This is a genomic window from Xanthomonas sp. WHRI 8932A (genome assembly GCF_035012785.1).
In the GTDB taxonomy this organism is placed as follows: domain Bacteria; phylum Pseudomonadota; class Gammaproteobacteria; order Xanthomonadales; family Xanthomonadaceae; genus Xanthomonas.
On the sequence record NZ_JAYGQQ010000006.1, the window covers coordinates 90,592 to 114,743 of the forward strand.

Below are 24,152 nucleotides of genomic sequence, written 5' to 3' on the forward strand. Positions count from 1 at the left end.
TCAGGAGAGCTTTAGAATTTGGAAGCCTAGTCTCTCCGTATTCAAGTCCGAACAATTGATGGTTTATTTTTTAAAAATTAAAATAATATTTGCAATATATTTTGTTATTTTTAATGGGTTCGTATGTATTGTAACGCTTGTCGAGGGTGTTGCTTCTGCCGCTATTTTCGTCCGGCAGGAGGGCGTATATGATGTTTTTTGAAAAATTCCGTCATTAGATTTTTAGCTGTTATATACCTTGGTTTTTCTGTGGGAACAGTTGCAGCACGCAGTGCTTCCCTCAATACCATTTATTGCGATTTGCGAAATAACGGGGTTGGTCAGAGCGTCTACACCTGCACCAATATTCATTGGCGTGGAGACAGCCAATCGGGGCAGTATCAACTCATGGTTCGCGGCGGGTATGGAAACATCCTGACTACCTGCAGCGACGGTAGCGCTGCGGTAGTGTGTCGCTACAGCAATGATTACAGCCTTAGTTCGTCTCTTTGAGGAAGCCATCCTGGAGCGACCCTGCAAGATGCTTGCACAATCTCTGGTGCATGTGGTTTTGACGATCTCGTCCTGATGGATAACTAGGGCTTCGCTGTTCAGCGAGTCAATTGATTTGACGCTGGTATTTACGTGGAATCGGCGACCAGTTAGGTCGCCGATTCTTTGGTGAAACTAAAAGTGCAATTCAGCATGCGACGCTTCTTCAGCGCCCCAATTCGAATGTCGCCTCCAGCGTGATCGACAGCGTGCTTTCGCCGGGCGCCACCTGGGTATCCATCTCGGCCTTGGCCGAACGCATCGAGGCGGCCATCATCATCGGGCGCACCACGCCGCCGCCGCTGCGGCCTTCGGAGATGCTGACGATGCGGCGCACCTTCAGTCCCAGCGATTTTGCGTAGGTCTCTGCGCGGGCTTGGGCTTTTTTGAGTGCGGCCACGCGGGCTTCGTCGTAGGCCGCTTCGGGCTGGTCGACGGAGAAGCTGGGGCCGTTGATGTCGTTGGCACCCTGGGCGACCAGCGTGTCGAGCACCTTGCCGAGCTTGGAGATGTCGCGCACCTTCAGGCTAACGGTGTTGCTGGCCTGATAGCCGATGATCTTCGGCGCTTCGTTTTCCTTGTAGGTGTATTGCGGGCTCAGGTTGATGCCGCTGGTCTGCACGTCCTTGTCGGCGATGCCGGCGGCCTTCACGGCAGCCATGACCTTGCTCATCTGTTCGGCGTTCTGGCGCATGGCGGCGTTGCTGTCAGCAGCCTGGGTGACCACGCCTGCAGACAGGGTGGCGATATCCGGCACGCGCTTGGCTTCCGCTTCGGCCGACACGTTGAGCAGGGTGCCGTCGTTGGGGATGGTGTAGTTCGACGCGGATTGCGCGTGTGCGGTCATGGCGGTTCCGGCAGCGATGGACAGGGCCAGCAACAACGGCTTGAGGGTGGTACGCATGAGATCTCCTTGTCTGTGGTGCGAGCGTGTTGGGAGGTCGATGAATATGTTGTGAGTCAAACGCCGACGCGCCACCGCCGCGCGGGTGCGAAGTCAGCGGGCGAGCACGGCCAACAGGTATGCTGGGCGGATGCTCTATCTCGCCTCCCGTTCGCCACGCCGACAAGAACTGCTGCAACGCCTGGATGTGCCGTTCCAGACCCTGGAACTGGACGTGCCCGAGCTGCGCGCGCGCGCCGAATCGCCCGAACAGTACGTGCAGCGGGTTGCGCTGGACAAGGCGCGCGCCGGCCTTGCGCAGGTGCAGGCACGCGACCCCGATGCGATCGTGCTGGGCTCGGATACCGAAGTGGTGCTGGGCGAGCGCGTGTTCGGCAAACCGGTCGATGTCGACGATGCGATCGCGATGCTGCGCGTGTTGTCAGGTCGCACCCACCAGGTACTCACGGCGGTGGTTCTAGTCTGTGCACAGCGCGCTCCGGCGCAGGCATTGGTGGTGTCGGAGGTGACCTTCGACACGCTCGATGACGCGCAGATCGCTGCCTATGCCGCCTGTGGCGAGCCCATGGGCAAGGCCGGTGCCTACGCGATCCAGGGGCGCGCAGAACGTTTTATCAGCCATTTGTCCGGTAGCTATTCCGGCGTGATGGGATTGCCGCTGCATCACACCTCGCAGTTGCTCACAGCCTTCGGAGCACATTGATGTCGGAAGAGATTTTGGTCAACGTCACTCCGCGCGAAACCCGCGTGGCGGTGATCGAGAACGGCATGCTGCAGGAGCTGCATATCGAGCGCGGTTGGCGCCGGGGCGTGGTCGGCAACATCTACAAGGGCAAGGTGCAGCGGGTGATGCCCGGCATGCAGGCGGCGTTCGTCGAAGTCGGGCTGGAGCGCGCGGCGTTCCTGCACGCCAACGACGTGGTGCGCCCGGCACCGGCACCGGCCAGCGTGGTCGATACCGAAGAAACTCCGATCCCGCCACCGCCGGCAGCGTCCGTCCCGATTGTCGAGCTGCTGCGCGACGGCCAGGACATCGTGGTGCAGGTGGTCAAGGACCCGATCGGCACCAAGGGGGCCCGGCTGACCACGCAGATCAGCATTCCCTCGCGCTACCTGGTGCTGCTGCCGCAATCCAAGATCGTCGGGGTGTCGGCGCGGATCGAGGACGAGGCCGAGCGCCTGCGCCTGAAGACCATCGTCAGCGAGGTCTCGGCCCAGCACGGTGGCTTTGGCTACATCATCCGCACCAATGCCGAAGGCCAGCCGGCCGAAGCCCTGGCCGAGGACATCGCCTACCTGTCGCGGGTCTGGAACGTGGTCGAGCGGCGCGGCCGCGAAGCGCCGCCGTGCAGCATCATCTATGAAGACCTGAGCCTGCCGCTGCGTGCGGTGCGCGACCTGATCCGCAAGGATGTGGAAAAGGTCAAGGTCGATTCCAACGAGACCTTCGTGCAATTGCAGGCGTTTGTGGCCAAGTACATGCCGGTGCTGGCCGAGCGGCTTGAGCTGTATACCGGCGACCGGCCGATCTTCGACCTGTACGGGGTCGAGGACGAGATCGGGCGCGCGTTGAACAAGCAGGTGCCGCTCAAATCCGGTGGCTATCTGGTGATCGACCAGACCGAAGCGATGACCACCATCGACGTCAACACCGGTTCGTTCGTTGGGCAGCGCAATCTCGAAGAAACCGTGTTCCGCACCAATCTGGAGGCGGCGCAGGCGGTGGCGCGGCAGCTGCGGCTGCGCAACCTGGGCGGCATCATCATCATCGACTTCATCGATATGGACGATCCCGAGCACCGCCGCCAGGTGCTGCGTACGCTGGAAAAGGCGCTGGCCCGCGACCACGCCAAGACCACGGTGTACGAGTTCTCGCCGCTGGGTCTGGTGGAAATGACCCGCAAGCGCACCGTCGAAAGCCTGGAGCGGCAGTTGTCGGAAACCTGCGGTCAGTGCGGCGGCCGCGGCACCATCAAGACCGCCGAAACGGTGACGTACGAGATCTTCCGCGAGATCACCCGTGCGGTGCGCCAGTTCGATGCCGCGCGGCTGCTGGTGATCGCGTCCTCGAAGGTGGTCGCGCGCATCACCGACGAAGAATCCGCAGCGGTGGCCGAGTTGGAAGAATTCCTGGGCAAGAGCATCCGCTTCCAGTCCGACGACCAGTATCTGCAGGAGCAGTTCGACGTGGTGTTGCTGTGAGGCGGGAATTCGGGATTCGGGAGTGGGGATTCGTAAAAGCGGGCGGGCGTTCTGCGTCGTGGTCTGATAATGCGCGCTGACGTGAGCGTGCCAGTCGATGCTGTAACCAATCCCCAATCTCCAATGCCCAATCCCCGCTCCTGATGCCCACCCCGCTGCGCCGCCGTCTGCGTCTGTTCCGCCGCTATGCGATCACTGCCTGCGCGCTTGCGCTGGTGGCGGTCGCGTTGCTGGTGGGCGCGGCCAGCCAGGCGTTGCCGCTGGCCGAGGAGCATCCGCAGCAGATCGCCGACTGGTTGAGCCAGCGCGCCGGGCAGCAGATCGCGTTCGATCATCTGGAGACCGAGTGGACCCGGCGCGGCCCGCTGCTGCGGCTGGACGGCCTGCGGATCGGTCCGCAGGGCGAGGTGCGCGTGGGCCAGGCGGAGATCCTGCTGGCGATGTACGCCGGGTTGTTGCCTGGGCACTCGTTGACCGAGGTACGCCTGCGTGGGTTGGCGCTGACCTTGCAACGCAGCGACGACGGCGTGTGGTCGGTGCAGGGCCTGCCGAGCGGGAAGGGTGCCGACCCGCTGGATGCACTGCGTCGGCTTGGCGAGATCCAGTTGGCCGAGGCACGCCTGAAGGTGAACGCGCCATCGATCGGCCTGGACACCGCCTTGCCGCGGATCGACCTGCGCCTGCGCGTGAGCGGTTCGACGGTCAGGGTGGGCAGCCGCAGCTGGATCGATCTCACGCGTGCGCCGCTGACCGCGGTGCTGGAGTTCGACCGTGACAGCGGCGACGGCAGCGCGTATGTGCAGGCCGAGCCGGTCGATCTGGCGGCCTGGGCATCGCTGCTGCAGGTCGGCGGCATGCGCGTGGAAGGCGGCGGTGGGCGTTTGCAGGCCTGGGCGCAGCTGCATGCACGCCGCATTACCGGCGTCACCGTCGATGCCGACCTCACCCAGGTCGCGCTGTCCGGGGCGCCGCTGGCGGACGAGACTGCCCGCCGCACGCTGCGCTGGGAGCGTCTGCAGGCACGTGCGCGCTGGCAGACCATCGACGGCGGTTGGCGGCTGGACGCGCCGTTGCTGCGGCTGGGGCAGGCGGCCACGTTGCAGCATCTGGACGGGCTCAGCATTGCCGGCGGGCGCCGCTATGCGGTGGCCGCCAGGCAGGGCGATGTCTCCGGCCTGATTGCCGCCGCCGCATTGAGTGATCAGCTGTCGCCTGCGCTGCGCCGCTGGCTGATCCTGTCCAAACCGCAGCTGCGCGTGGCCGATCTGCAGATCGCCGGCGAGCAGGGCGGCGCCGTGCGTGCGCAGGGGCAGATCGAAGACCTTGGTTTCCTGCCGGTGGGCAACTCGCCGGGGATCAGCGGTTTGCGCGGCCGCGTCGACGGCGACGCACAGGGCGGCGAGCTGGAAACCGCGCCGGACGCCACGGTGCGCTTCGACTGGCCCACCGGCTTTGGCGTGGTGCATGAGATTCAACTGGCCGGCAAGATCGTCGGCTGGCGCGAAGGAGCGGGTTGGCAGGTCGCCACCCCGGCCCTGCGTGTGCAGGCCAAGGACTACGGCGCCAACCTGCGCGGCGGGCTGTGGTTCCAGAACGACGGTACCCGCCCGCGTCTGCAACTTGCCGCGCAACTGGACGATGTGGCGCTGCCGGTCGCGCGCAAGTTCTGGATCCGCTCGAAGATGAGCAAGGCTGCCATCGACTGGCTGGACATGGCCGTGGCCGGCGGCGTGATCACCGGTGGCACCGGCCTGGTCAGCGGCGATCTGGACCAATGGCCGTTCGACGACAACGACGGGCGCTTCGAAGCGTTCGGGCAGATCCGCGACGGCGTGATTCGCTTCAACCCGGAGTGGCCGGCGATGGAGCAGGTGCAGGCCGATCTGCGCTTCATCGGCAATGGGTTTTCGTTGCAGGGCAGTGGCGATCTTGCCGGTACCCCGATCGCGCAACTGGACGCGGGCATTCCCAGCTTCAAGACGTCCGAGCTCTACGTGCGCGCCTCCACCCAGGCCGACGCGGCGCAACTGCTGGGCATGCTGCGCAAGAGCCCGCTGGAGCGCCGCTACGGCGATACCTTGCGTAATCTCACTGTGTCCGGCCCGGCGGCGGTGAGCTTCGACCTGCTGCGCCCGTTGCGCACCAAGGGCGTGGGCGGGCATCTGCAGGGCACGGTGGCCTTGCAGGGCGCCAAGTTGGCGGACGCGCGCTGGAATCTGGCCTTCGACCAGGTCAGCGGACAGGCCGAGTATCGCGATACCGGGTTTGCGGCCGAGCATCTGAGCGTGCAGCACCAGGGTCGCAGCGGCGAGCTGGCACTGCGCGCCGGTGGCTTTGTGCAGGACCCCAGGCAGGCCTTCGAAGCGCGCCTTGACGCCACCCTGGATGCCAGGGAATTGTTCGACCGCGCCCCGCAGATGGAATGGCTGCGCCCGTATGTACATGGCAGCGCGCCGTGGCAGGTGGGGGTGAATGTGCCGCTGCCGACGCCGGGTCAGGCGGATGCGCAGGCGCTGCTGACGCTGCGCTCGGACCTGGTGGGCACCACGTTGGACCTGCCCGCGCCGCTGGATAAACCGGCCACCCAGGCGCTGGACACGCAGGTCAAGGTGGCCCTGCCGGTCGGCGATGGCGATATCGACGTGGCCTTCGGCAAGCTGGTGGCGCTCAAGGCCAGCAGCCATGGCGAGCAGACCGGCGTGCGCGTGGTCATGGGCACCGACACGGTGACCGAGCGCCCGCCCGCCAATGGGCTGGTGGTGACCGGACGCACCGCCTCGCTGGATGCGATCGACTGGATCAGCCTGGCGCGCGGCAGCAGCGATCAGGACATGCCACCACTGCCGGGCCAGCCGGCAACGCCCAAGAAAGACGCCGTGCCGCTGCAGCAGGTGGACGTGCAGGCCGACAAACTGCTGATGATCGGCGGGGTGTTTCCGCAGACGCGGCTGCGGCTGCGCCCGACCCGCGATGCGGTGGCGGTGACCCTGGACGGCCCTTCGCTGGCCGGTCAACTCACCGTGCCCAACGCCGACGGCGGCATCGTGCAGGGCAAGCTCAGCACCGTGCGCTGGCAACCGGTGGCCGATGCGCCCGAGCCTGCGGCCCCGGAGCCCGGCGATCCGCTGGCCGGTGCCCTTCCGGAACCGGCACGCCGCGCGGTCGCCGAGTTCGATCCGGTCTCCATCCCGCCGCTGGCGCTGGATATCGACGACCTGCGCGTGGGCAAGATGACCCTGGGCGCGGCCATCCTGCGCAGCAGCCGGCTCACCGACGGCATGCAGGTGGATCAGCTGCAACTGCGCTCGGACGACCAGAGCATCGGCCTGACCGGCGCCTGGCGCGGCAAGGGCGATGCCGCCAGCACGCGGCTGTCGGCGCGGGTGGACAGCCGTAACCTCGGCAACCTGTTGCAGAACCTCACCCTGGGCGGCCAGCTGCGCGGCGGCGAAGGCCAGCTGGAACTCAACGCCGGCTGGCAGGGCTCGCCGACCGGTTTTGCGCTCGGCTCGCTGGACGGCAACCTGAAGGTGGATGTCCTCAACGGCCAGCTATTGGAAGTGGATCCGGGCGCCGGCCGCGTGCTGGGCCTGCTCAGCGTGGCGCAGTTGCCGCGCCGGTTGATGTTCGACTTCCGCGATTTCTTCTCCAAGGGCCTGGCCTTCAACACGCTGGACGGCGAGGTGCGCTTCGGCGACGGCTTCGCGCGCACCGACGCCATTCGCATCGCAGGTCCGGCCGCCGAGATCGCCATCCGCGGTCAGACCGATCTGCGTGCGCAGACCTTCGACCAGACCGTGGATGTGAACCCCAAGGCCGGCAACCTGCTGACCGTGGTCGGCGCGGTGGCCGGCGGGCCGGTGGGCGCTGCAGTGGGCGCGGCCGCCAACGCGGTGCTCGGTAAGCCGCTGGGCGCGATCGGCGCCAAGACCTATCACGTTACCGGGCCGTGGAAAGACCCGCAGGTGGACGTGGTCGAGCGCGAAACGCGCGAGCGTGCACCGAGCAAACCTGCGCCCGCCGGCAAGCCCGCCGCACCGCCGCGCGGACGTAATCAGTCGCCGTAAGCGTCATCGTCGCTGCCGGCACGCGTGAACATCGGCAGGCGCAGTCGCGCGCGGTGGCCCGGCATCACCGGCTGCTCCTGCCCCGCAACGCCGCGGAAATACCCGCGCTGCCACTTCTCGCGCGCCGCGGCCGATTGCGTATCGGGTAATTCATCGAGAAAGCGCGTGCGGCTGTGCGTCCAGTCGGCATGTTGCTGCGCCAGTTCCGGTGCTTCGGAAAGCGGCATCCACTGCGGCTGCACCTGCTCGATCATCTGCCGCTGCAGCGGGAACAGATGGCAGAACGGCTCACCTGCGTCGAAGCGCACCTGGCCGGGCCGGGTGAAGCGCCAGTTCATGGTGAAGGTGTACGGGCTCCAGTCGGTTTCCACCAGGCCGCTCAACGCGCCGATGCCGTCCTTGGGCCGGTTCAACGGGCCGGTGACGAACAGGTCGACGCCTTCGTCGGTGCGAAACAGGCACGGCACATGGAAGGTCAGCACGCCGTAGCCGAAGTGGCTGATCGCCGGCGCTGCGTTGCCGGCATCGGTGACGATCCGGATCGCGTCCAGCCCATCGCGGCCATCCCAACTGGCCTGGAAACCGGACTGGCACAGCAGCTCCCAACCATGCGCGTTCGCAATCGCCAGCGGCAGGCAGCGGTATGCATAGCGTTGATCGGTGGCGTCCATCCAGTCGCGCGCATGCGGGGCAGGGCGGATGTCCAGGGTGTGGCCATCCAGAACGTGGGCGATGAGCTTCATGCGCAGGCGATGGTTACAGAGCGAGCCGGCGATGATAGCTGCGCCACATGTTCAGCCGGACGACTTGTCTCCCCGGCGCGCGGGCCCCATCCTGACCGCATGACCGATAACGCTCTCACTCTGGCCGAAACCCGGCTGCTGCTTCCTTCCGGCCTGGATGCCGGCCATCTGGACCGCACCTTCGGCGCCCTGCTGGGCCCGGGCATCGACTTCGGCGATCTGTATTTCCAGCATTCGCGACGCGAGAGCTGGAGCGTGGAAGACGGCATCGTCAAGGACGGTGCGCATTCCATCGAGCAAGGCGTGGGCGTGCGCGCGATTGCCGGCGAAAAAACCGGCTTTGCGTATTCCGACGACATCCAGCGCGAGACCTTGCTGGAAGCGGCGCAGTCGGCACGTGCGATCTCGCGCGACGGCGGCGCGCAATCCACCCGCGCACTGGTGCGTGGCAATGGCCGCGCGTTGTATCCGGCCACCGACCCGATCGACGACATGGACAGCGCCACCAAGGTGGACCTGCTGCGCCGCATCGACCAGTACGTGCGCGCCGCCGATCCGCGCGTCAAACAGGTGATGGTGAGCCTGTCCGGCGGCGTGGACACGGTGCTGATCGCCCGCAGCGATGGCGTGCTGGCCGCCGACGTGCGCCCGCTGGTGCGGTTGAACGTGCAGGTGATCGTCGAACACGGCGGGCGTCGCGAGTCCGGTTATTCCGGCGGCGGCGGTCGTTACGGCTACGCCGAACTGTTTGCCGATGGCCGCCCGGAAGGCTTTGCGCGCGAAGCGCTGCGCCAGGCGCTGGTCAATCTGGATGCCATCCCCGCGCCGGCTGGCGTGATGCCGGTGGTGCTCGGCCCCGGCTGGCCCGGCGTGCTGCTGCACGAGGCGGTGGGCCACGGGCTGGAAGGCGACTTCAATCGCAAGGGCACCAGCGTCTACGCCGGGCGCATGGGCGAGCGCGTTGCCTCGCCGGGCGTGACCATCGTCGATGACGGCACTCTGGACGGCCGCCGTGGCTCGCTCAATATCGACGACGAGGGCACGCCGACGCAGTGCACCACGCTGATCGAAGACGGTGTGCTGGTGGGCTACATGCAGGACACCCACAACGCGCGCCTGATGGGCGTGGCGCCCACCGGCAACGGCCGCCGCGAATCGTTCGCGCACCTGACCATGCCGCGCATGACCAACACCTACATGCGCGCCGGCCAGCACGACCCGGAAGAAATGATCCGCTCGGTGAAGAAGGGCATTTACGCGGTGAACTTCGGCGGTGGCCAGGTCGACATCACCAGCGGTAAATACGTGTTCTCGGCCACCGAGGCCTACCTGATCGAAGACGGCAAGGTCACCGCGCCGGTGAAGGGCGCCACGCTGATCGGCAACGGCCCGGAAACCATGCAGAAGGTGCGCATGATCGGCAACGATCTGGCCCTGGACGAAGGCGTGGGCGTGTGCGGCAAGGACGGGCAGAGCGTGCCGGTCGGCGTCGGCCAGCCATCGCTGTTGATCGACGGCATTACGGTCGGCGGAACGCAGGCCTGAGATGCCGGGAATCGGGAATCGGGAATCGGGAATCGCAACGGCAAGCGCGCCCTTCCGGGTGTTTGGCGTTTGCGGGGCTCCGGTTCGGAGGTGGCGTGGATTGGTGCGTCGGGATGGGGGATTCGCAACGGCAGGGGCGCTAAGCAGTGCGTCTGGCGGTTGCGGTTCGTCGGTTCGCAGGAGGCGATTCGGCAACCGAGGTTGGACCGTTGCGACGGCGGGTGCGCGGCATCGCGTGTCGGGTGTTTGCGGGTCCTCGGTTCGGATGCAGGCCGTTGAGAACCGTGCGTCGGGCTGGGCGGAGGCGCGTGCTGCGCGGCTCCGCCTTTGCCCCGGTCGATGCCTAGGTGTCGTCTTCCGGGTCCAGATCGTCTTCCAGGTCCGGCTCCTCGCTCTCGATTCCCTGCTCCTGGGACAGGTCGCGCAGCACCTGGAACAGTTCGCGGTAGGCGCGCGGGGGCTTGTTCTTGGCGCGTTCGTGGATCGCGTTGCGCACCAGTTGGCGCAGTTGCTGGCGATCGGCAGCCGGGTAGGCTTCCAGCAGCTCGGCCAGCGCCACGTCGTTCTCGGCCAGCAGGCGCTCGCGCCAACGCTCGACGCGATGGATCGCCGCCACTTCACGGCGCGCGGTGTCGCTGTTGGCATCCAGCGCATCGCGGATGGCGGCCAGCGTCTCGTCGTCCTCGCGGCGCATGTGCTTGGCCAGAAACGCCAGCTGCCGCTTGTGCGCGATATGCGAGGTGATGCGCTTGCTCTCTTCGATATGCGGGATCAGCGACTCGGGCACCGGCAACTTGGCCAGCTGCGCCGGGGTGAGCGCCACCAGCTTTTCGCCCAGGTCGAAAATTTCCAGCGCCTCGCGCCGTTGCTGGCTGCGGCTGGTGCCACGAAATTCACCGGTATCTTCATCGCGTCCGCGCATTGCCACTACATCCCGAAACTTGGTTAGTTAAATTTCCGGCCACGAACGGCCGGACTCCGGCGGAAGACTCCGCACCACATTCAGACACTGCGGCCATGGATGGCCGAGCTTTCTGCGGACGGATCCGCATCCACATTCAGACAGTCCGGCCATGATGGCCGGGCTTTCGCGGACGGATCCGCATCCAAAGGATAAAGCATTGAACGCACTCTCCTCCGAAACCCGTGTCGCCGACGACAGCCTGCAGCGTCTGGACGCACTGACCGATATCTCGCAACGCCTGCTCGAGCGCGCCCGTGCGGCCGGCGCCACCCAGGCCGAAGTGAGCTGCAGCGAAGAGCGCGGCCTGGACGTCAACGTGCGCCTGGGCGATGTGGAAACGGTCGAATCCACCCGCGACCGCGGCATTGCGGTGACGGTCTACTTCGGCAAGCGCAAGGGCAGTGCCAGCACCGCCGACCTGCAGGATGCCAGCCTGGAATCCACCGTGGCCCAGGCCTGCGCGATTGCGCGTTACACCGAAGACGACCCGGCGTCCGGCCTGGCCGACCCGGCGCTGATGGCGCACGATTTCCCCGACCTGGACAGCTGGCACCCGTGGGCGCTGGACGCCGACACCGCAGTGGATCTGGCGCTGGCCTGCGAGGCCGCCGGCCGCGATGCCGATGCACGCATCAGTAATTCCGATGGCGCCTCGGCCAGCACCGGGCTCAGCCTGTCGGTGTACGCCAATTCGCACGGGTTCATCGGGCGCGAGCGCGGCACCCACCACGCGATCAGTTGTGCGCTGATTGCCGGGCAGGGCGACGGCATGCAGCGCGATGGCTGGTACAGCAGCGCCCTGGCGCGCGAAAACCTGGAAGCGCCGGATGCCATCGGCCGACATGCCGCCGAGCGCACCCTGGCGCGCCTGGCGCCACGTTCGTTGCCCACCGGCCAGCTGCCGGTGCTGTTTGCGCCGGAGGTGGCACGCTCGCTGGTCGGCCATCTGCTGGGCGCGGTCTCCGGTGGCGCGCTGTATCGCCGCGCCAGCTTTCTGCTCGACAGCGTCGGCACCAAGCTGTTTCCGGACTGGTTCAACATCGAAGAGCTGCCGCGTCTGCGCCGCGGGCTGCGCTCGGCCGCCTTCGATGGCGAAGGTGTCGCTACCCGGCAGTCGGCGCTGATCACCGACGGCGTGCTGCAGCGCTATGTGCTGGGCAGCTACTCGGCACGCAAGCTGGGCCTGCAGACCACCGCCAATGCCGGCGGCGTGCACAACCTGCAGGTCACCGCCAACGCGGGCGATCTGGCCGCGATGATCGGCGGCATGTCGCGCGGCCTGCTGGTCACCGAACTGATGGGCAACGGCGTCAACCCGGTGACCGGCGATTACTCGCGCGGTGCCGGCGGCTTCTGGGTCGAGAACGGCGCGATCGCCTATCCGGTGGATGGCCTGACCATCGCCGGCAATCTGCGCGACATGTTTGCCGGCATCGAAGCGGTCGGTAGCGACGTCGACCCGCGCTCGCACGTCAAGATTGGTTCAGTGCTGGTCAATCGGATGACCGTGGCGGGCGATAGCTGAGCCGTCGCCCGGGCTGAGGTCTGGCCATGCCTGACGGGCATGGTCGGCGGACTGGTCCGCGCCGACCATGCAGCGTTTTGCCTCCGGCCGGCCATGCGCGCGTGCTGTCCGGGCTCCCTGCCATAGGTGCATGGTGTGGGCCTATCCGGTACTTAGAAACAAAGAGTCGACCCCAACGCCACTGCGGCATTCCGCAGCGCGATCACTAGCGTCATCGCCTCGACGAAGGGTGTGCGCCATCGCCTCTAGTGGGTGAGGCAAACCAGACCATGTCTTCCCGCACTGGTGGCTGACTGAATCGTTGTTATAGTCCGCCGCACCACAATCATGTTCGGGGAGATCTATGAGCGAATTCGAGACACACGCCGCGCCGCCACCGCCGCCGGTCGGCACCAGCACGCCGTCGGAGGAGCGCACCCTCGCGCTCGCCGCACATCTGCTGGGCATCCTGACGTCCTTCATCGGCGCGTTGGTGATCTGGCTGATCAGCAAGGACGCCAGTCCGTCCAAGCCGTTTGCCACCGATCAGTCCAAGGAAGCGCTGAACTTCCAGATCACCGTGATCATCGCCTATGTGCTGGCCGTGATCCTGACCGTGGTGTCGTTCGGCATCCTGTTCTTCGTGCCGACGCTGGTGTGGGTCGCCAACCTCGTGTTCTGCATCCTGGCCGCGGTCAAGGCCAATAACGGCGAGCATTACCGCTATCCGTTCACGCTGCGCCTGATCAAGTAATCCGGTCCGCGTAACGCAAAGGCCCGGCATCGCTGCCGGGCCTTTGTCGTTTCAGACGTTGACGCGATCAATTCTGCGCCGGGGTGTTCTCGGCAAAGTACTCGTGGCTGTCGGCGTTGGTGATGGCCTGCGCCGGGTTGCTACGGGCCAGGCTGCGTGCGCCGCTCTGGCCGTAGACCACATCGTCGGTGCCGGCCACCACGGTGAAGTGGCTGGTTTCGTGCACCAGCGTGCCGGCCTTGGAGTCGGTGCCGGTTGTCGACGCACTCCAGAACGCATTGCAGACATGGATCTCGTACGGCTGGTTCGGATAGACGTAGGCGAAGGCGTCGGCCAGATCCGCTTCGCAGCTGCAGTTGATGGTGAGCTGGCCGTTGTTCTGGTCCAGCGCGTTGTCGATGTTGACGAAGTTCGAGCTGACCCGGCTGTAGCGCGAGGCGTTGTAGGCGCCAAACCAGGTGGTGTAGCGCGCACCGGTGCTGCCGGCGTTGAGGTAGTTGCGCGCGTTCTGCGAGTAATTACGCGCGGCAGTGACGCCACTGGCGGCCTGGTTGGTGCGCGTGGTGCTGCAGTTGAGATAGTTGATGCCGTTGACCACGGCGGTCGGGCCGATGGTCAGCTGCCGCTGCACGCCGCGGTTGGCGCCGTCCAGCCAGACGGTGAGCGGGGTGCTGGTGGCGACTGCAGGCAAGCCGTTGGCGGCCTTCATCAGGCTGCCGTCGGACAACGACGCGTATTGCAGCGACGAGCGCACCTGGATGGTGTAGTTGCCGCTGGTGGACAGGTCATAGGCACCGGCCAGATCTACCTCGCCCTTGACGCTCTGGCCCGGCTGCAGAATGGTGAAGTCGGCAGCCTTGGGTAGGCCGCGCTTGACCAGGCGCCCGGTGTAATCCACCGGCTTGCCATCGCGGCTCACGTCCAGGATGCCGTTGTCCAGCGACTTGAGCGGAAGCTGATAGGTCGGTACGCGGGCAACCTGGCTGCCGTTATTGGTGACCGTCACGGCGATCTTGCCTTGATGTCGCCCGGCCTGGTCGGCCACTGGCGCCAGTTCGATGGTCAACGGAACCGGGCTGCGTACGGACTGCGCCTGCGCCGAACCGAGCACGCCGACGACGGCGAGCGTACCTGCTGCAAACGATGCGAGAAAAACATTCTTCACCAGTGACTCTCCTTGGTCGGGGGATGCCCGCAAGCGCGGGCAGCCCAAACCTAGGTAGAGCGAGCGGGCGCGACAAGTTGTTCAATTAGCGATATTTCTGGATGTCGCGCATTGTTTATTCATCCAAATACATCACTGGTGTAGATAATTCATCAATAAAGTGTGTGGCTGGTCATAAAACTACGCCAGTTGTGTGTCGCCGACTGACACAAACGCTACTGACCAATGTGTCGTTCTGTGATCAGGCTCCCCTGTTGCCTGAATGGACCTGGGCAATCGACCGTGCGGTGGCGCACGGAATGCGCAAACCTGTTGCGCGAGGCGAAGTTGAGGGTGGGGTGGTGCGTGCGGCATCCGCTCTGAATGCGTTGCCGTCTGGCAGTGCCGTGATCTGGCACGGCGTTGTGCGTTCTCCGCTGCCCGCGCACCGATCGCACCCTGGCGGCGGCTCGCTAAGCGTGGTTAGCCGCGCCTAGTGGGCGCGGTCTACCGCAAACCGGCCCAGGGTCGCCAGGGTTTCACCCGGAGGACCATAGGGCTGCAGTACGTCGTGCATGCGGGTCGCCAGCTCGGCGAGCTTGGCTTTGGCGCCGTCCATGCCGAGCAAGGCAGGGTAGGTGGATTTGGATTGCGCGGCGTCCTTGCCGGCGGTCTTGCCCAGCTGTGCCGAACTCGATTCCACATCCAGGATGTCGTCGCGCACCTGGAAGGCCAGGCCCAGCGCATCGGCAAAGTCGTCCACGCGCTGCTGGTCGGCCGGCGCGGCGCTGCCGGTCAACGCGCCCATGCGCACTGCGGCGCGAATCAGTGCGCCGGTCTTGAGCGCATGCATGCGTTGCAGCGCATCCAGCGGTTGCAACTGACCGGTGGCATCGATATCCAGCGCCTGGCCGCCGCACATGCCCGCCGCACCGGCTGCAGTGGCCAGGCTCTGCAACCAGCCCACGCGCAGTTCGGCGCTGACTGGCGCGGTGGCCAGCAGTTCGAAGGCGCGGGTCTGCAGTGCATCGCCGGCCAGGATGGCGGTGGCCTCGTCGAAGGCGATGTGCACGGTGGGCTGGCCGCGTCGCAGCGCGTCGTCGTCCATCGCCGGCAGATCGTCGTGCACCAGCGAGTAGGCGTGGATCAGTTCGACCGCCACGGCGGGGGTGTCCAGACTGTCTTCATCGGCGCCAAACAGCGCACCGGTGGCATACACCAGCAGCGGCCGCATGCGTTTGCCACCGCCCAGCACCGCGTGCCGCATCGCTGCGTGCAGACGCTGCGGTGCCAGCGTGGCGCTTGGCAAGCCTGCGTCGAGGCTGCGTTCGGTGCGAGCGATCCAGTGTTCGAACAGCGCGGGACTCACCTCAGCCGCCGTCCAGCGACGGCGGCTCGAAGGCTTCGGCAAGTTCCGGGCGGGCCGGGTCGGTCAGCAGACGGACGCGCAGTTCGGCCTGTTCCAGCGCCTGCTGGCAATCGCGGTACAGGCCGATGCCGCGTTCGTAGGCGCTGAGCGATTGTTCAAGGCTCAGGTCGCCGACTTCCATTTTCTGCACCAGTTGCTCGAGTTCTTCCAGCGACTGTTCGAAGCGGGCAACCGGGGATGTTTCGTTCAAGGACTTCTTGGCCATCGCTAAAGTGTGCGGCGCGCGCGCAGGCGGGTCAATTCGCGTCGGCGTCGACGCGCCACTGCAGACGTGCGCCATTGGCCAGCAGCCAGTCCGTCAATGCAGCGGAAACGATGCGATCGCCTGCGGCTAGCACCTGGTCGTCGGCCCACAGAATCGGCAGGCGATCGCGGTGCCATGGCGGCAGATCTACCGTTTGCAGCACATGCTTGAGCCGATGCGAATGCGTGCGTTGCGGTAGCACGATGCGCTCCCCACCGTGTCGGGCACGCACCAGCAGCGGGTGCGCGAAGCGCAGCCCTGAGCGGCCATGCAAGTACAGCTGTGCGCCATCGGGCAACAGCAAGGGCTGCGCGCCATCCCACTGCGCGGACCACTGCGCCGGCCATGCCGGTGTTGGACGAAGCAGGTACAGGCAATGCCGCCAGCGCCGCACTTCGACCTGCTGCCAGGCAAAGCAGGCTTGGCGATCCGGTGCGTGGATGTCGATTTCCCGTTCCAGCGCAACCACGCCCTGCGCGGGCAGCGGCGGTGCACCGGCCGCGGTGGACCACGCACGCAGCAAGCGCGGCCGGCGTGTGACCGGCTGTGCACGCAGCAGGTGCAGGTCCAGTGCGCCGCTTGCGGTCATCAGACCGGGCAGCATGGCCTGATCGTCATGCTGCAGCAGATCGCTGGCGTCGGCGCTCAGCTGCGCGCTGCGTGCCAGCGCAGCGGCAGCCTGCGGCCAGCGTTGCTGCAGCAACGGCAGCACCTGCGTGCGCAAGAAATTACGGTCGTAGCGGGCATCGGCGTTGCTGGGATCGTCGATCCAGTGCAAGCCATGCAGGCGTGCATAGGCGTGCAGGTCGGCGCGCGGATGGGCCAGCAATGGGCGCCATAACGTGCCGGCGGCAAACGGGCGCTGCGCACGCATGGCCGCCAAGCCGTCCGGGCCTGATGCACGCAGTGCGCGCAGCAAAAACGTTTCGGCCTGATCGTCGCGATGGTGGGCCAGCGCCAGCCACTCGCCGGGTGCGAGCAGGTCGGCAAAGGCGGCGTGGCGCGCCTGGCGTGCGGCTGCTTCCAGCCCCAGACCGCTATCGCGCGCGACCTGTACCTGCACGATGTGCAGCGGCACCTGTAGCGCCTCGCAGGTGCGCTGGCAATGTGCGGCCCAGGCATCGGCATCGGCATGCAGGCCGTGATGCACGTGCAGCGCATGCACGCCGCGATCGCGGTACGCCGGCGTGGCCGCCAGCGCGTGCAGCAACACGCCCGAATCCATGCCACCGCTGTAGGCGATCAGCACCGGGCCGGGTGGGATAGCGGGCAGCAGGGGCGGTGTGTCGGTCACCGGGTGCTCAATCGATGCGGAACAGTGCTGGATGGGCAAACCACCGATGTACGCGAACAGTTGCGAACCGTGGACCGCACCGCGCGGCTTGGGAACATCGACGCTCCATCCACGTCCACATCCACGTCCACATCCACGTCCATGTCCATGTCCATGTCATGCTCATCGCAGCACGTGGCGCATTGGCAACCACGTGCCGATGCCGCGAAAAGATCACATCGCCGTACGTCATGCGAGACGCGGTCCGCCGATGCGGCAGACGTGTCCGGCACGGTGGCGCTGATCGCATGCCCCCCAGCCGCCACTGCGCCGCCATCTGCACATCAACGCTTCGCCGCCGCCTCGAACGTGGTCGGCGTGGGCAACTGCACCGGGACGCCGGCGTTGTCGCAGGTGCCGGCCTTGCACAGGCGCTCGCGCAGACGCGGGGTGGCCTGCACGATGACGTGGTAGATCACGTTCTCTTCCAGCGTGCCGCGGAATGCCGCGCTGCCCGGGCCGGTGGCCCAGATGCCGACGTCTTCGCCGCCATGGCTTTCGGACTTGGTCGGTACCAGCGATTCCTGCATGTAGCTGGGCGCTTCGGTATCGACATGGGTGAGGTCGGGGCGGCCGTGGGCCGGCTCGCTGCTGCTGGGCTCGTGCGGGTACTTCTTCGGGCCGGCCGGCTGTGCGTTGGTCGCGCCGGTGTGGCCGGGGCCGTTGGCGTAGCTGAGGGTGGTGTAGGGCTGGCCGGCCAGGTCGGTGGCCAACTGGCTGCGGTCGCCTTCTTCGCCGCCGGTGCCGCGCACCTTGCCCAGGATCGGGTTGCCGCGCACCGGGTAGCCGACGAAGTTGAGCGTGTGCGAATGGTCGGCGGTGACGATAATCAGGGTGTCGGCCGGTGCGGTCTGCACGGCGGCGCGCACCGCGTCGGATAGCGAGACGGTTTCGTCGAGCGCGCGGTAGGCATTGCCGGCGTGGTTGGCGTGATCGATGCGGCCGCCTTCGACCATCAGCACGAAACCATTCGGGTCGCGCGACAGCGACTGGATCGCGGTGCGGGTCATCTCGGTCAGGCTGGGCTCGCCCTGCGGGCCGCGGTTGCGGTCGTGGTCGAACTGCATGTGGTCCGGCTCGAACAGGCCCAGCAGCGCGGGTGCGCCGGCAGCGGCCTGCAGCTGCTGCTCGTTCCAAACGTACGCGCCCTGCGGATGCGCCTGTTTCCATTCGGCGACCAGATCGCGGCCGTCCAGGCGCAGGCCGACCTTGTCGTCGTACTCCGGGTCGCGCTCCTGCACGGTCTGGAACTGGCTGCGGCCGCCGCCGAGCACCACCTGGGGGCCGCGCCCGTAGCGGGCGGTGGATAACAGCTGCTGGGCGATGTCCTGGCAGCCGGCCGCGCGCGCCGGCTCGGGCAGGTCGGTATCGTTTTCCCAGTTGCGGTCCGGCGAATGCGCGTAGGTCGCTGCCGGGGTGGCATGGGTGAGACGGGTGGTGGTGACCACACCGGTCGCCATGCCGGCGCTGTCGGCCAACTGCAACCAGCTCAACAGCCCCTTGTTCAAACTCTCGGCGCAGTCGCTGCGGTTGCCGCTGCTGACGCCGATTGCGCCCATGTGCGACTTCACGCCGGTGGTGATCGCGGTCATGGTGCCAGCCGAATCCGGCGTCTGCGAATCGGTGTTGTAGGTCTTGCTGAAGGCGGTGGCCGGGAACTGCTCCCACGACAGCAGGTTCTCTTCGCCCGGCCCGCCCTTGCGCTGGCCGTCCAGGATGCGTGCGGCCGCCACCGTGGTCAGGCTCATGCCGTCGCCCAGGAACAGGATCACGTTGCGTGCCTTGCCGGCCATGGCGCCGTTGCCGGCCGCACGTGCGGCGCCGGAGCGGTACCACCACTGCGGGGTCTCGCCGGCCGGGTGCGTCACCGGCGGCACGTCCACGCGGATGGCGGCGGGTGCGGACGCGGTGGTTCCGGCAGTGGAGGCGCAGGCGGCCACGCACAGGGTGGTCAGGGCGGCGAGGGCAGGCAGGCGGTAACGCATCGGGTTCGAACTCGTGGCTGAATCAGTGCCCATTATGCCGGCCTGTGTCCGTCGCACAGATGACACGCTGCTGTTCCAGTCGTGGCCTCGCGGGCAAGCCAGGCCTGCGCTAAGGTGCATGCACTCTCCCCCCGGATGATTCGACGACATGAGACTGGTTGCGGCCTGGTTGCGCATTCCGTTCTGGCAGCGCGTGGTGGCCGGCTTCGTTCTCGGCGCGATTGCCGGTGCGGCGATGGGCCCGGCGGCCGAAGTGTGGTTTGGCCCGCTCGGCGATCTGTACGTCACCCTGATCAAGATGATTGCGATCCCGCTGGTGTTCTTCGCGGTGATCAATGCGATTTCGTCGTTGCACGGGCAAAAGTCGGTGGCTGCGCTCGGCGGGCGCACCTTCCTGTGGTTCGTGATCACCGCCGCGCTGGCGGTCGGCGTCGGCCTTGCGGTGGGCACGCTCATGCAGCCGGGCGCCGGGCACTTCAGCCTGAGTGTGGACTCGGCGTGGAAGCCGCGCGATGTGCCCAGCCCGATCCAGGTATTGCTGGATGTGGTGCCGTCCAACCCGTTCTACGCACTGACCGGCATCGGCACAAAGACCAACGCGGCCGGCGAAACCGTGCTGGCGGCCGGGCGCGGGTCGATCCTGCCGGTGATCTTCTTTGCCGCGTTGCTCGGCTTTGCGATGGTCAAGCTTGGCGAACGGGTGGCCGAGGCGCGCAAGCTCACCGGGCAACTGAGCGACATCATGATCCAGGTGACGCGCTTCGTGCTGGAGATGACTCCGCTCGGCACCTTCGGCCTGATTGCCGGGCTGGTCGGCAGCTATGGCTTCGCAAAGTTGCTGCCGTTCGGCAGTTTCGTGCTCGCGCTGTATGTGGCCTGCGCCATCCATATTCTGGTGGTCTACAGCAGCCTGTTGCTGGTGCACGGGCTCAACCCGTGGAAGTTCTTCCGTGGCGCGGCGCCTGGTATGCAGGTGGCCTTCGTCAGTTCGTCGAGCTTTGCCGCGATGCCGGTGGCGATGCGTTCGATCACCCACAACCTGGGCGTCAGCAAGGACTACGCCGCGTTTGCGGTGCCGCTGGGCGCCAGCATCAAGATGGATGGCTGCGGCGCAATCTACCCGGCGCTGTGTGCGGTGTTTATCGCCCAATACACCGGCGTGCCGTTGACGGCCAATCAATACTTCGTGGTGCTGATCGCCTCGGTGCTGGGCAGCTTCGGCACTGCCGGTGTGCCGGGCACCGCAGTCATCATGGCCACCGTGGTGCTCAGCGCGGCCAACCTGCCGCTGGAAGTGATCGGGTATCTGTATGCCATCGACCGCATCCTCGACATGATGCGCACGATGACCAACGTCACCGGACAGATGCTAGTGCCAGTGCTGGTAGCCAAGGAAACCGGTTTGCTGGACAAGACGGTCTATGAGTCGGCATCCACCAACGTGGGGCTGGAAGATCCGCCCGCCGACAGCGCCAAGCCGCTGCGCTGAGCGGCACGCATGACGGTTGCATTTCCCGTGTTGCGTGAGCGCCTGGCACAGCTGCCCGCGCTGGACAGCGTGGACGGCGTGTTCGTTCAACGCACGCTTGCCGACGATCCGTTCGAGGATCGCTATCTGGAGGTGCGGCGCAAGGAAGGCCGGCTATATACCGATGCGCAGGTCCGCAGCCTGCCGCGCCCCAGCGGCAAGCTTGGTGCCAGCCTGGAATGGCAGGTGCGCGCGCTGTCCAGCAGGTTGCTGGTGCAGCATCTGCAAGCACGTGCAGGCGAGGGCGCCATTCTCGAACTGGGGTGCGGCAATGGCTGGTTATCCCAACTGCTGGCGCAATCCCTGCAGCGCGACGTGTGCGGTATCGACGTCAATCGCACCGAGCTCATGCAGGCCGCGCGCGTGTTCGGCCACGACCAACGGCTGAGTTTTGTCGCTGCCGATATTCAGACCCTGGCGCTGCCACACGATGTCTTCGATGTCATCGTGGTGCCGGCATGCATCCAGTATTTTGCCGATCCTGCAGCCTTGGTGCGTCACCTGCTTGCGCAACTGCGCGACGGCGGCGAGTTGCACATCCTCGACAGCCCCCTGTATCCAGATCGGCAGCGTGCCGACCAAAGCGCTGCACGCAGCCTGCGTTATTTCACCGGCCTTGGCGTTCCTGCATTGGCCGAGCAATACCACCAGCACACCTATGCCGCTTTCGACGCGTTCGCAGTGCAATGGCTGTTCGATCCGCGCCATCTGCGTGCGCGTGTGCGCCGCCTGCTCAAACTGCGGCAACCGCATTTTCCGTGGTTGTGTCTTCGCAAGCAGGACAACCAGGGGCGGTAGCTCGGCGTCATTGCCCTTGTAGAGCCTCCATCAACGTCGTCGCTTGCGGCGCCTTGTGCTGCGCGACCGCGCCGACCACGATAAAAAACGTCAGCACGCCGATCAGCGGCCATAGCGTGTGGCGAACGCATAACCACCACCAGCCTTGCGCCTGCACGCCGCGCATGCGTCGATACAGCCCACCTGCGAGCGCCGCGTCCACCAGAAGCTCGGCCATCAACACCGGCGCCGACCACACCACCCAAGCGGCAGCAACGATTGCGACTGCGGCGGCGGCCAGCACTGCCACTATCGCCAAGATCGGCAGTCCGGCGTCGCCATCGACGAAGTCCGGCAGTGCGCCGTCCCCCGAGACATTCGAGTTGGATCGGGATGGCGCGCTCCATGTGCCGGACCTACCCGCGCCGCTGGAGTTGCCGCCGTGGCCGGCCCATCCCGAGGTGTCCTGCGTCTCGCTGCTGGCGAGGTCGACGCAGTCGCCCGCCAGTTCATCGTCTAGGTCGTTGCGCCAGCGTAGCCATGCCCACATCAGCAGCAGAAACAGGCCATAGGCGACCAGCGTCGCCATCGGGTAGCGCACCACCATCGCATCGACGCCGGCATTGCGCAGCAGGAACGAGGCCAGCAGCCCGCCTGTTGCCGTAGTCAACACGATGGCGCTCATCTGCAAGCGTGGCCAACCGTCGCGTTCCAGATGCTGCCTTGCATGCTCGATGGTGAATCGTCTTCGGTCCGACATGACGCGCTGCCTCCTGCTGCGGGCAGCCTTGCCCGGATGCCGAGAGTAAGTGACTTTCGATCAGGCTTGCACGCGCTTTGCTGCAGATGTGCGATTTGTCCAGGGACCGGTGGTCGGTGAGGATCTGCCCGGTCCGGAGCGCGTAAGCGAGCACGCGCCAAGTCCTGGGGGACGCACCTACGGTGTGTATGAGTCTCGTCATCACGTGCGGCGGGTGTGAGACCTGCAAGGCAGCCGCAGGGCCGCGCTTTCCGTCCGCGCATCCGCGTGCGCGGGGCGAATCCCTTCAACGCGCGCGCATGGCACACTTTCAGCCCATCCCCTGGTGAGAGCGTGCAGTGATTGGCCAACAGCGTGATCTGACATTTCGTTTTCTGGCCGAGCCCAGCGACGTCAACTTCGGCGGCAAGGTGCATGGCGGCGTGGTGATGAAGTGGATCGACCAGGTCGGTTTTGCTGCGGCCAGTGGCTGGAGCGGGCATTACTGCGTGACGGTGGCGGTGGGCGGCATCCGCTTTGTGGCGCCGGTACGGATCGGCGATCTGGTCGCGGTGTCGGCCAAGCTGGTCTACACCGGGCGCAGCAGCATGCATTTCGCCATCGATGTGCGTGCGCGCAGCCCGATGGGCGGTGACTCGCGCTTGTGCACCCATTGCATCATCGTGTTCGTGGCGATGGATCCGGACGGCGTCACGCCGGTGGAAGTCCCCTCCTGGCGGCCGGACACGCCCGAAGATCAGCGTCTGGCCGAGTACGCCCTCAAGGTGATGGAGCTGAGCAAGGGCATCGAGGACACCATGGCGCACTACAGGGCCGATACGTCGGGCTAAGTGCAGGCGCTGTCGGACCCATTCGCGCAGTGCCGCGGACAGCGTGCGCTGTCGCGCGAGCGCTTATCAGGCCCAGTTGCGGGAACGCTGGCGGTAGCGGCTGCCACAGGGCAGTCACATGACCGTTTCGATGACGACGCACACAAAAAAGCCGCGGGTTCGCCGCGGCTTTCTTTTAATCGTTTGAGGAACTCAGGCTTACAGCACCCGGCGCGCCTGGATGAACTTCTCGCTCCAGTAGCCACTGGCCAGCGAATCCACGCGCACGTCCTTGCCGCGGCTGGGCGCGTGCAGGAACTTGCCGTCGCCGACCACCAGGCCGACATGATCGATGCGGCCGCGCTTACCAAAGAACACCAGATCGCCGGCCTTCAGTGCGTTCGGGTCCTTGATCAGTTCGGCCGATTCGTCGCGGGCGATGTCGCGCGAGACGCGCGGCAGGTCGATGCCGAGTGCGGTCTTGAAGACGTAGCCGACCAGGCCGCTGCAATCGAAGCCCTCGGTGGACTCGCCACCCCAGACGTACGGGGTGCCGAGCAGGGCCATGGCACGCTGCAGGATCACCTGCACGCGGCTGTCGGCAACGGCGTTCTGCGCAGCATTGGCCGCGCTCTGCGAGACATCGTAATTGGCGAGCAGGCGGCTGAGGTCTCCGGCGAACATCGCCGAGCGGTCCATCAGCGGAATGGCATCATTGGCGGCCAGATGCGGAAGCAGGGCGGCCAGCGTAGCGGTGGCAGCGGCGTCAGCACGGCTGCGGGTTGCGGCTTTCTCGGCGGCGACGGCGCTGTCTGGCGTGGTCGTCTGTGCAGCGGATGGGGGGGTATTGACGGTCTGCGCCAGAGCGGGCAGTGCGGCAATCCAGAGAGCGGTAGCGCATAGCAGGCGGAGCGGTTTCCGGAGCGGAA

At 66.2% G+C, this 24,152-nt stretch carries 19 protein-coding genes; 9 read left to right on the forward strand and 10 right to left on the reverse strand.

Going from position 1 to position 24,152, the window contains the following annotated elements:
• Positions 1 to 697 precede the first annotated feature (697 nt).
• On the reverse strand, positions 698 to 1,435 hold the full coding sequence (locus tag VC212_RS11165) for an SIMPL domain-containing protein (protein WP_115528450.1): 738 nt from the start codon (positions 1,433 to 1,435) through the stop codon (positions 698 to 700).
• Between the two features lie 130 nt (positions 1,436 to 1,565).
• Here VC212_RS11165 and VC212_RS11170 point away from each other — a divergent pair, with 130 nt between their 5' ends.
• The 3 genes from VC212_RS11170 to VC212_RS11180 all read left to right on the forward strand — a co-directional run bounded on the left by VC212_RS11170 (position 1,566) and on the right by VC212_RS11180 (position 7,704).
• Entirely contained in the window at positions 1,566 to 2,138 is a 573-nt protein-coding gene (locus VC212_RS11170) for a Maf-like protein (RefSeq protein WP_055849947.1), read from the forward strand.
• Positions 2,138 to 3,637, forward strand: a complete 1,500-nt coding sequence (gene rng, locus VC212_RS11175; protein ID WP_055849948.1) for a ribonuclease G — start codon at positions 2,138 to 2,140, stop codon at positions 3,635 to 3,637. The genes VC212_RS11170 and rng overlap by 1 nt, the downstream gene beginning before the upstream one ends.
• Positions 3,638 to 3,780: 143 nt before the next feature.
• Positions 3,781 to 7,704, forward strand: coding sequence for a YhdP family protein (locus VC212_RS11180; protein ID WP_323514975.1), 3,924 nt, complete (start codon positions 3,781 to 3,783; stop codon positions 7,702 to 7,704).
• Here the strand turns inward: VC212_RS11180 and VC212_RS11185 are convergent.
• The gene (locus VC212_RS11185; RefSeq protein WP_323514974.1) at positions 7,692 to 8,447 is read right to left on the reverse strand and encodes a DUF6065 family protein; all 756 of its coding nucleotides are present in this window, start codon (positions 8,445 to 8,447) and stop codon (positions 7,692 to 7,694) included. The genes VC212_RS11180 and VC212_RS11185 overlap by 13 nt on opposite strands.
• 99 nt (positions 8,448 to 8,546) lie before the next feature.
• Here VC212_RS11185 and tldD point away from each other — a divergent pair, with 99 nt between their 5' ends.
• Positions 8,547 to 9,992: a metalloprotease TldD gene (tldD, locus tag VC212_RS11190; protein ID WP_115513378.1), complete on the forward strand. Its 1,446-nt coding sequence runs from the start codon at positions 8,547 to 8,549 to the stop codon at positions 9,990 to 9,992.
• Between the two features lie 343 nt (positions 9,993 to 10,335).
• On the opposite strand, the gene yjgA is transcribed toward tldD, so the two are convergent.
• Complete coding sequence (yjgA, locus tag VC212_RS11195) at positions 10,336 to 10,914, reverse strand: ribosome biogenesis factor YjgA (RefSeq protein WP_055849956.1); 579 nt, start codon at positions 10,912 to 10,914, stop codon at positions 10,336 to 10,338.
• 199 nt (positions 10,915 to 11,113) lie between these two features.
• On the opposite strand from yjgA, the gene pmbA reads away from it, so the two are divergent.
• Complete coding sequence (gene pmbA, locus VC212_RS11200; protein WP_323514973.1) at positions 11,114 to 12,481, forward strand: metalloprotease PmbA; 1,368 nt, start codon at positions 11,114 to 11,116, stop codon at positions 12,479 to 12,481.
• A 343-nt stretch (positions 12,482 to 12,824) separates the two neighbouring features.
• Positions 12,825 to 13,214, forward strand: a complete 390-nt coding sequence (locus tag VC212_RS11205; RefSeq protein ID WP_055849960.1) for a DUF4870 domain-containing protein — start codon at positions 12,825 to 12,827, stop codon at positions 13,212 to 13,214.
• Between the two features lie 67 nt (positions 13,215 to 13,281).
• Here the strand turns inward: VC212_RS11205 and VC212_RS11210 are convergent, their stop codons facing one another.
• The 5 genes from VC212_RS11210 to VC212_RS11230 all read right to left on the reverse strand — a co-directional run bounded on the left by VC212_RS11210 (position 13,282) and on the right by VC212_RS11230 (position 19,382).
• A complete protein-coding gene (locus tag VC212_RS11210) occupies positions 13,282 to 14,379 on the reverse strand; it encodes a M35 family metallo-endopeptidase (RefSeq protein ID WP_323514972.1) in 1,098 nt (365 codons plus the stop codon).
• Between the two features lie 472 nt (positions 14,380 to 14,851).
• The gene (locus tag VC212_RS11215; RefSeq protein WP_323514971.1) at positions 14,852 to 15,727 is read right to left on the reverse strand and encodes a farnesyl diphosphate synthase; all 876 of its coding nucleotides are present in this window, start codon (positions 15,725 to 15,727) and stop codon (positions 14,852 to 14,854) included.
• A 1-nt stretch (position 15,728) separates the two neighbouring features.
• Positions 15,729 to 15,992 carry an exodeoxyribonuclease VII small subunit gene (locus VC212_RS11220; RefSeq protein WP_005995187.1) on the reverse strand — a complete coding sequence of 88 codons (264 nt, stop codon included), beginning with the start codon at positions 15,990 to 15,992 and terminating at the stop codon, positions 15,729 to 15,731.
• 31 nt (positions 15,993 to 16,023) lie between these two features.
• Entirely contained in the window at positions 16,024 to 17,325 is a 1,302-nt protein-coding gene (tilS, locus tag VC212_RS11225) for a tRNA lysidine(34) synthetase TilS (RefSeq protein WP_323514970.1), read from the reverse strand.
• A 323-nt stretch (positions 17,326 to 17,648) separates the two neighbouring features.
• Positions 17,649 to 19,382 (reverse strand): alkaline phosphatase, encoded by a 1,734-nt coding sequence (locus tag VC212_RS11230; protein WP_323514969.1) that lies wholly within the window; start codon positions 19,380 to 19,382, stop codon positions 17,649 to 17,651.
• A gap of 115 nt (positions 19,383 to 19,497) precedes the next feature.
• Between VC212_RS11230 and VC212_RS11235 the strand changes: the two genes are divergently transcribed.
• Both VC212_RS11235 and VC212_RS11240 read left to right on the forward strand, forming a co-directional pair.
• Positions 19,498 to 20,838 carry a dicarboxylate/amino acid:cation symporter gene (locus VC212_RS11235; protein ID WP_115513372.1) on the forward strand — a complete coding sequence of 447 codons (1,341 nt, stop codon included), beginning with the start codon at positions 19,498 to 19,500 and terminating at the stop codon, positions 20,836 to 20,838.
• A gap of 9 nt (positions 20,839 to 20,847) precedes the next feature.
• Positions 20,848 to 21,675 carry a class I SAM-dependent methyltransferase gene (locus VC212_RS11240; protein ID WP_323514967.1) on the forward strand — a complete coding sequence of 276 codons (828 nt, stop codon included), beginning with the start codon at positions 20,848 to 20,850 and terminating at the stop codon, positions 21,673 to 21,675.
• Positions 21,676 to 21,682: 7 nt separating this feature from the next.
• Here the strand turns inward: VC212_RS11240 and VC212_RS11245 are convergent, their stop codons facing one another.
• Entirely contained in the window at positions 21,683 to 22,414 is a 732-nt protein-coding gene (locus tag VC212_RS11245) for a hypothetical protein (protein ID WP_323514965.1), read from the reverse strand.
• Between the two features lie 338 nt (positions 22,415 to 22,752).
• Here VC212_RS11245 and VC212_RS11250 point away from each other — a divergent pair, with 338 nt between their 5' ends.
• On the forward strand, positions 22,753 to 23,244 hold the full coding sequence (locus VC212_RS11250) for an acyl-CoA thioesterase (RefSeq protein ID WP_055849978.1): 492 nt from the start codon (positions 22,753 to 22,755) through the stop codon (positions 23,242 to 23,244).
• A 198-nt stretch (positions 23,245 to 23,442) separates the two neighbouring features.
• On the opposite strand, the gene VC212_RS11255 is transcribed toward VC212_RS11250, so the two are convergent.
• Positions 23,443 to 24,105 (reverse strand): C40 family peptidase, encoded by a 663-nt coding sequence (locus VC212_RS11255; protein WP_323514992.1) that lies wholly within the window; start codon positions 24,103 to 24,105, stop codon positions 23,443 to 23,445.
• Positions 24,106 to 24,152: the final 47 nt, after the last annotated feature.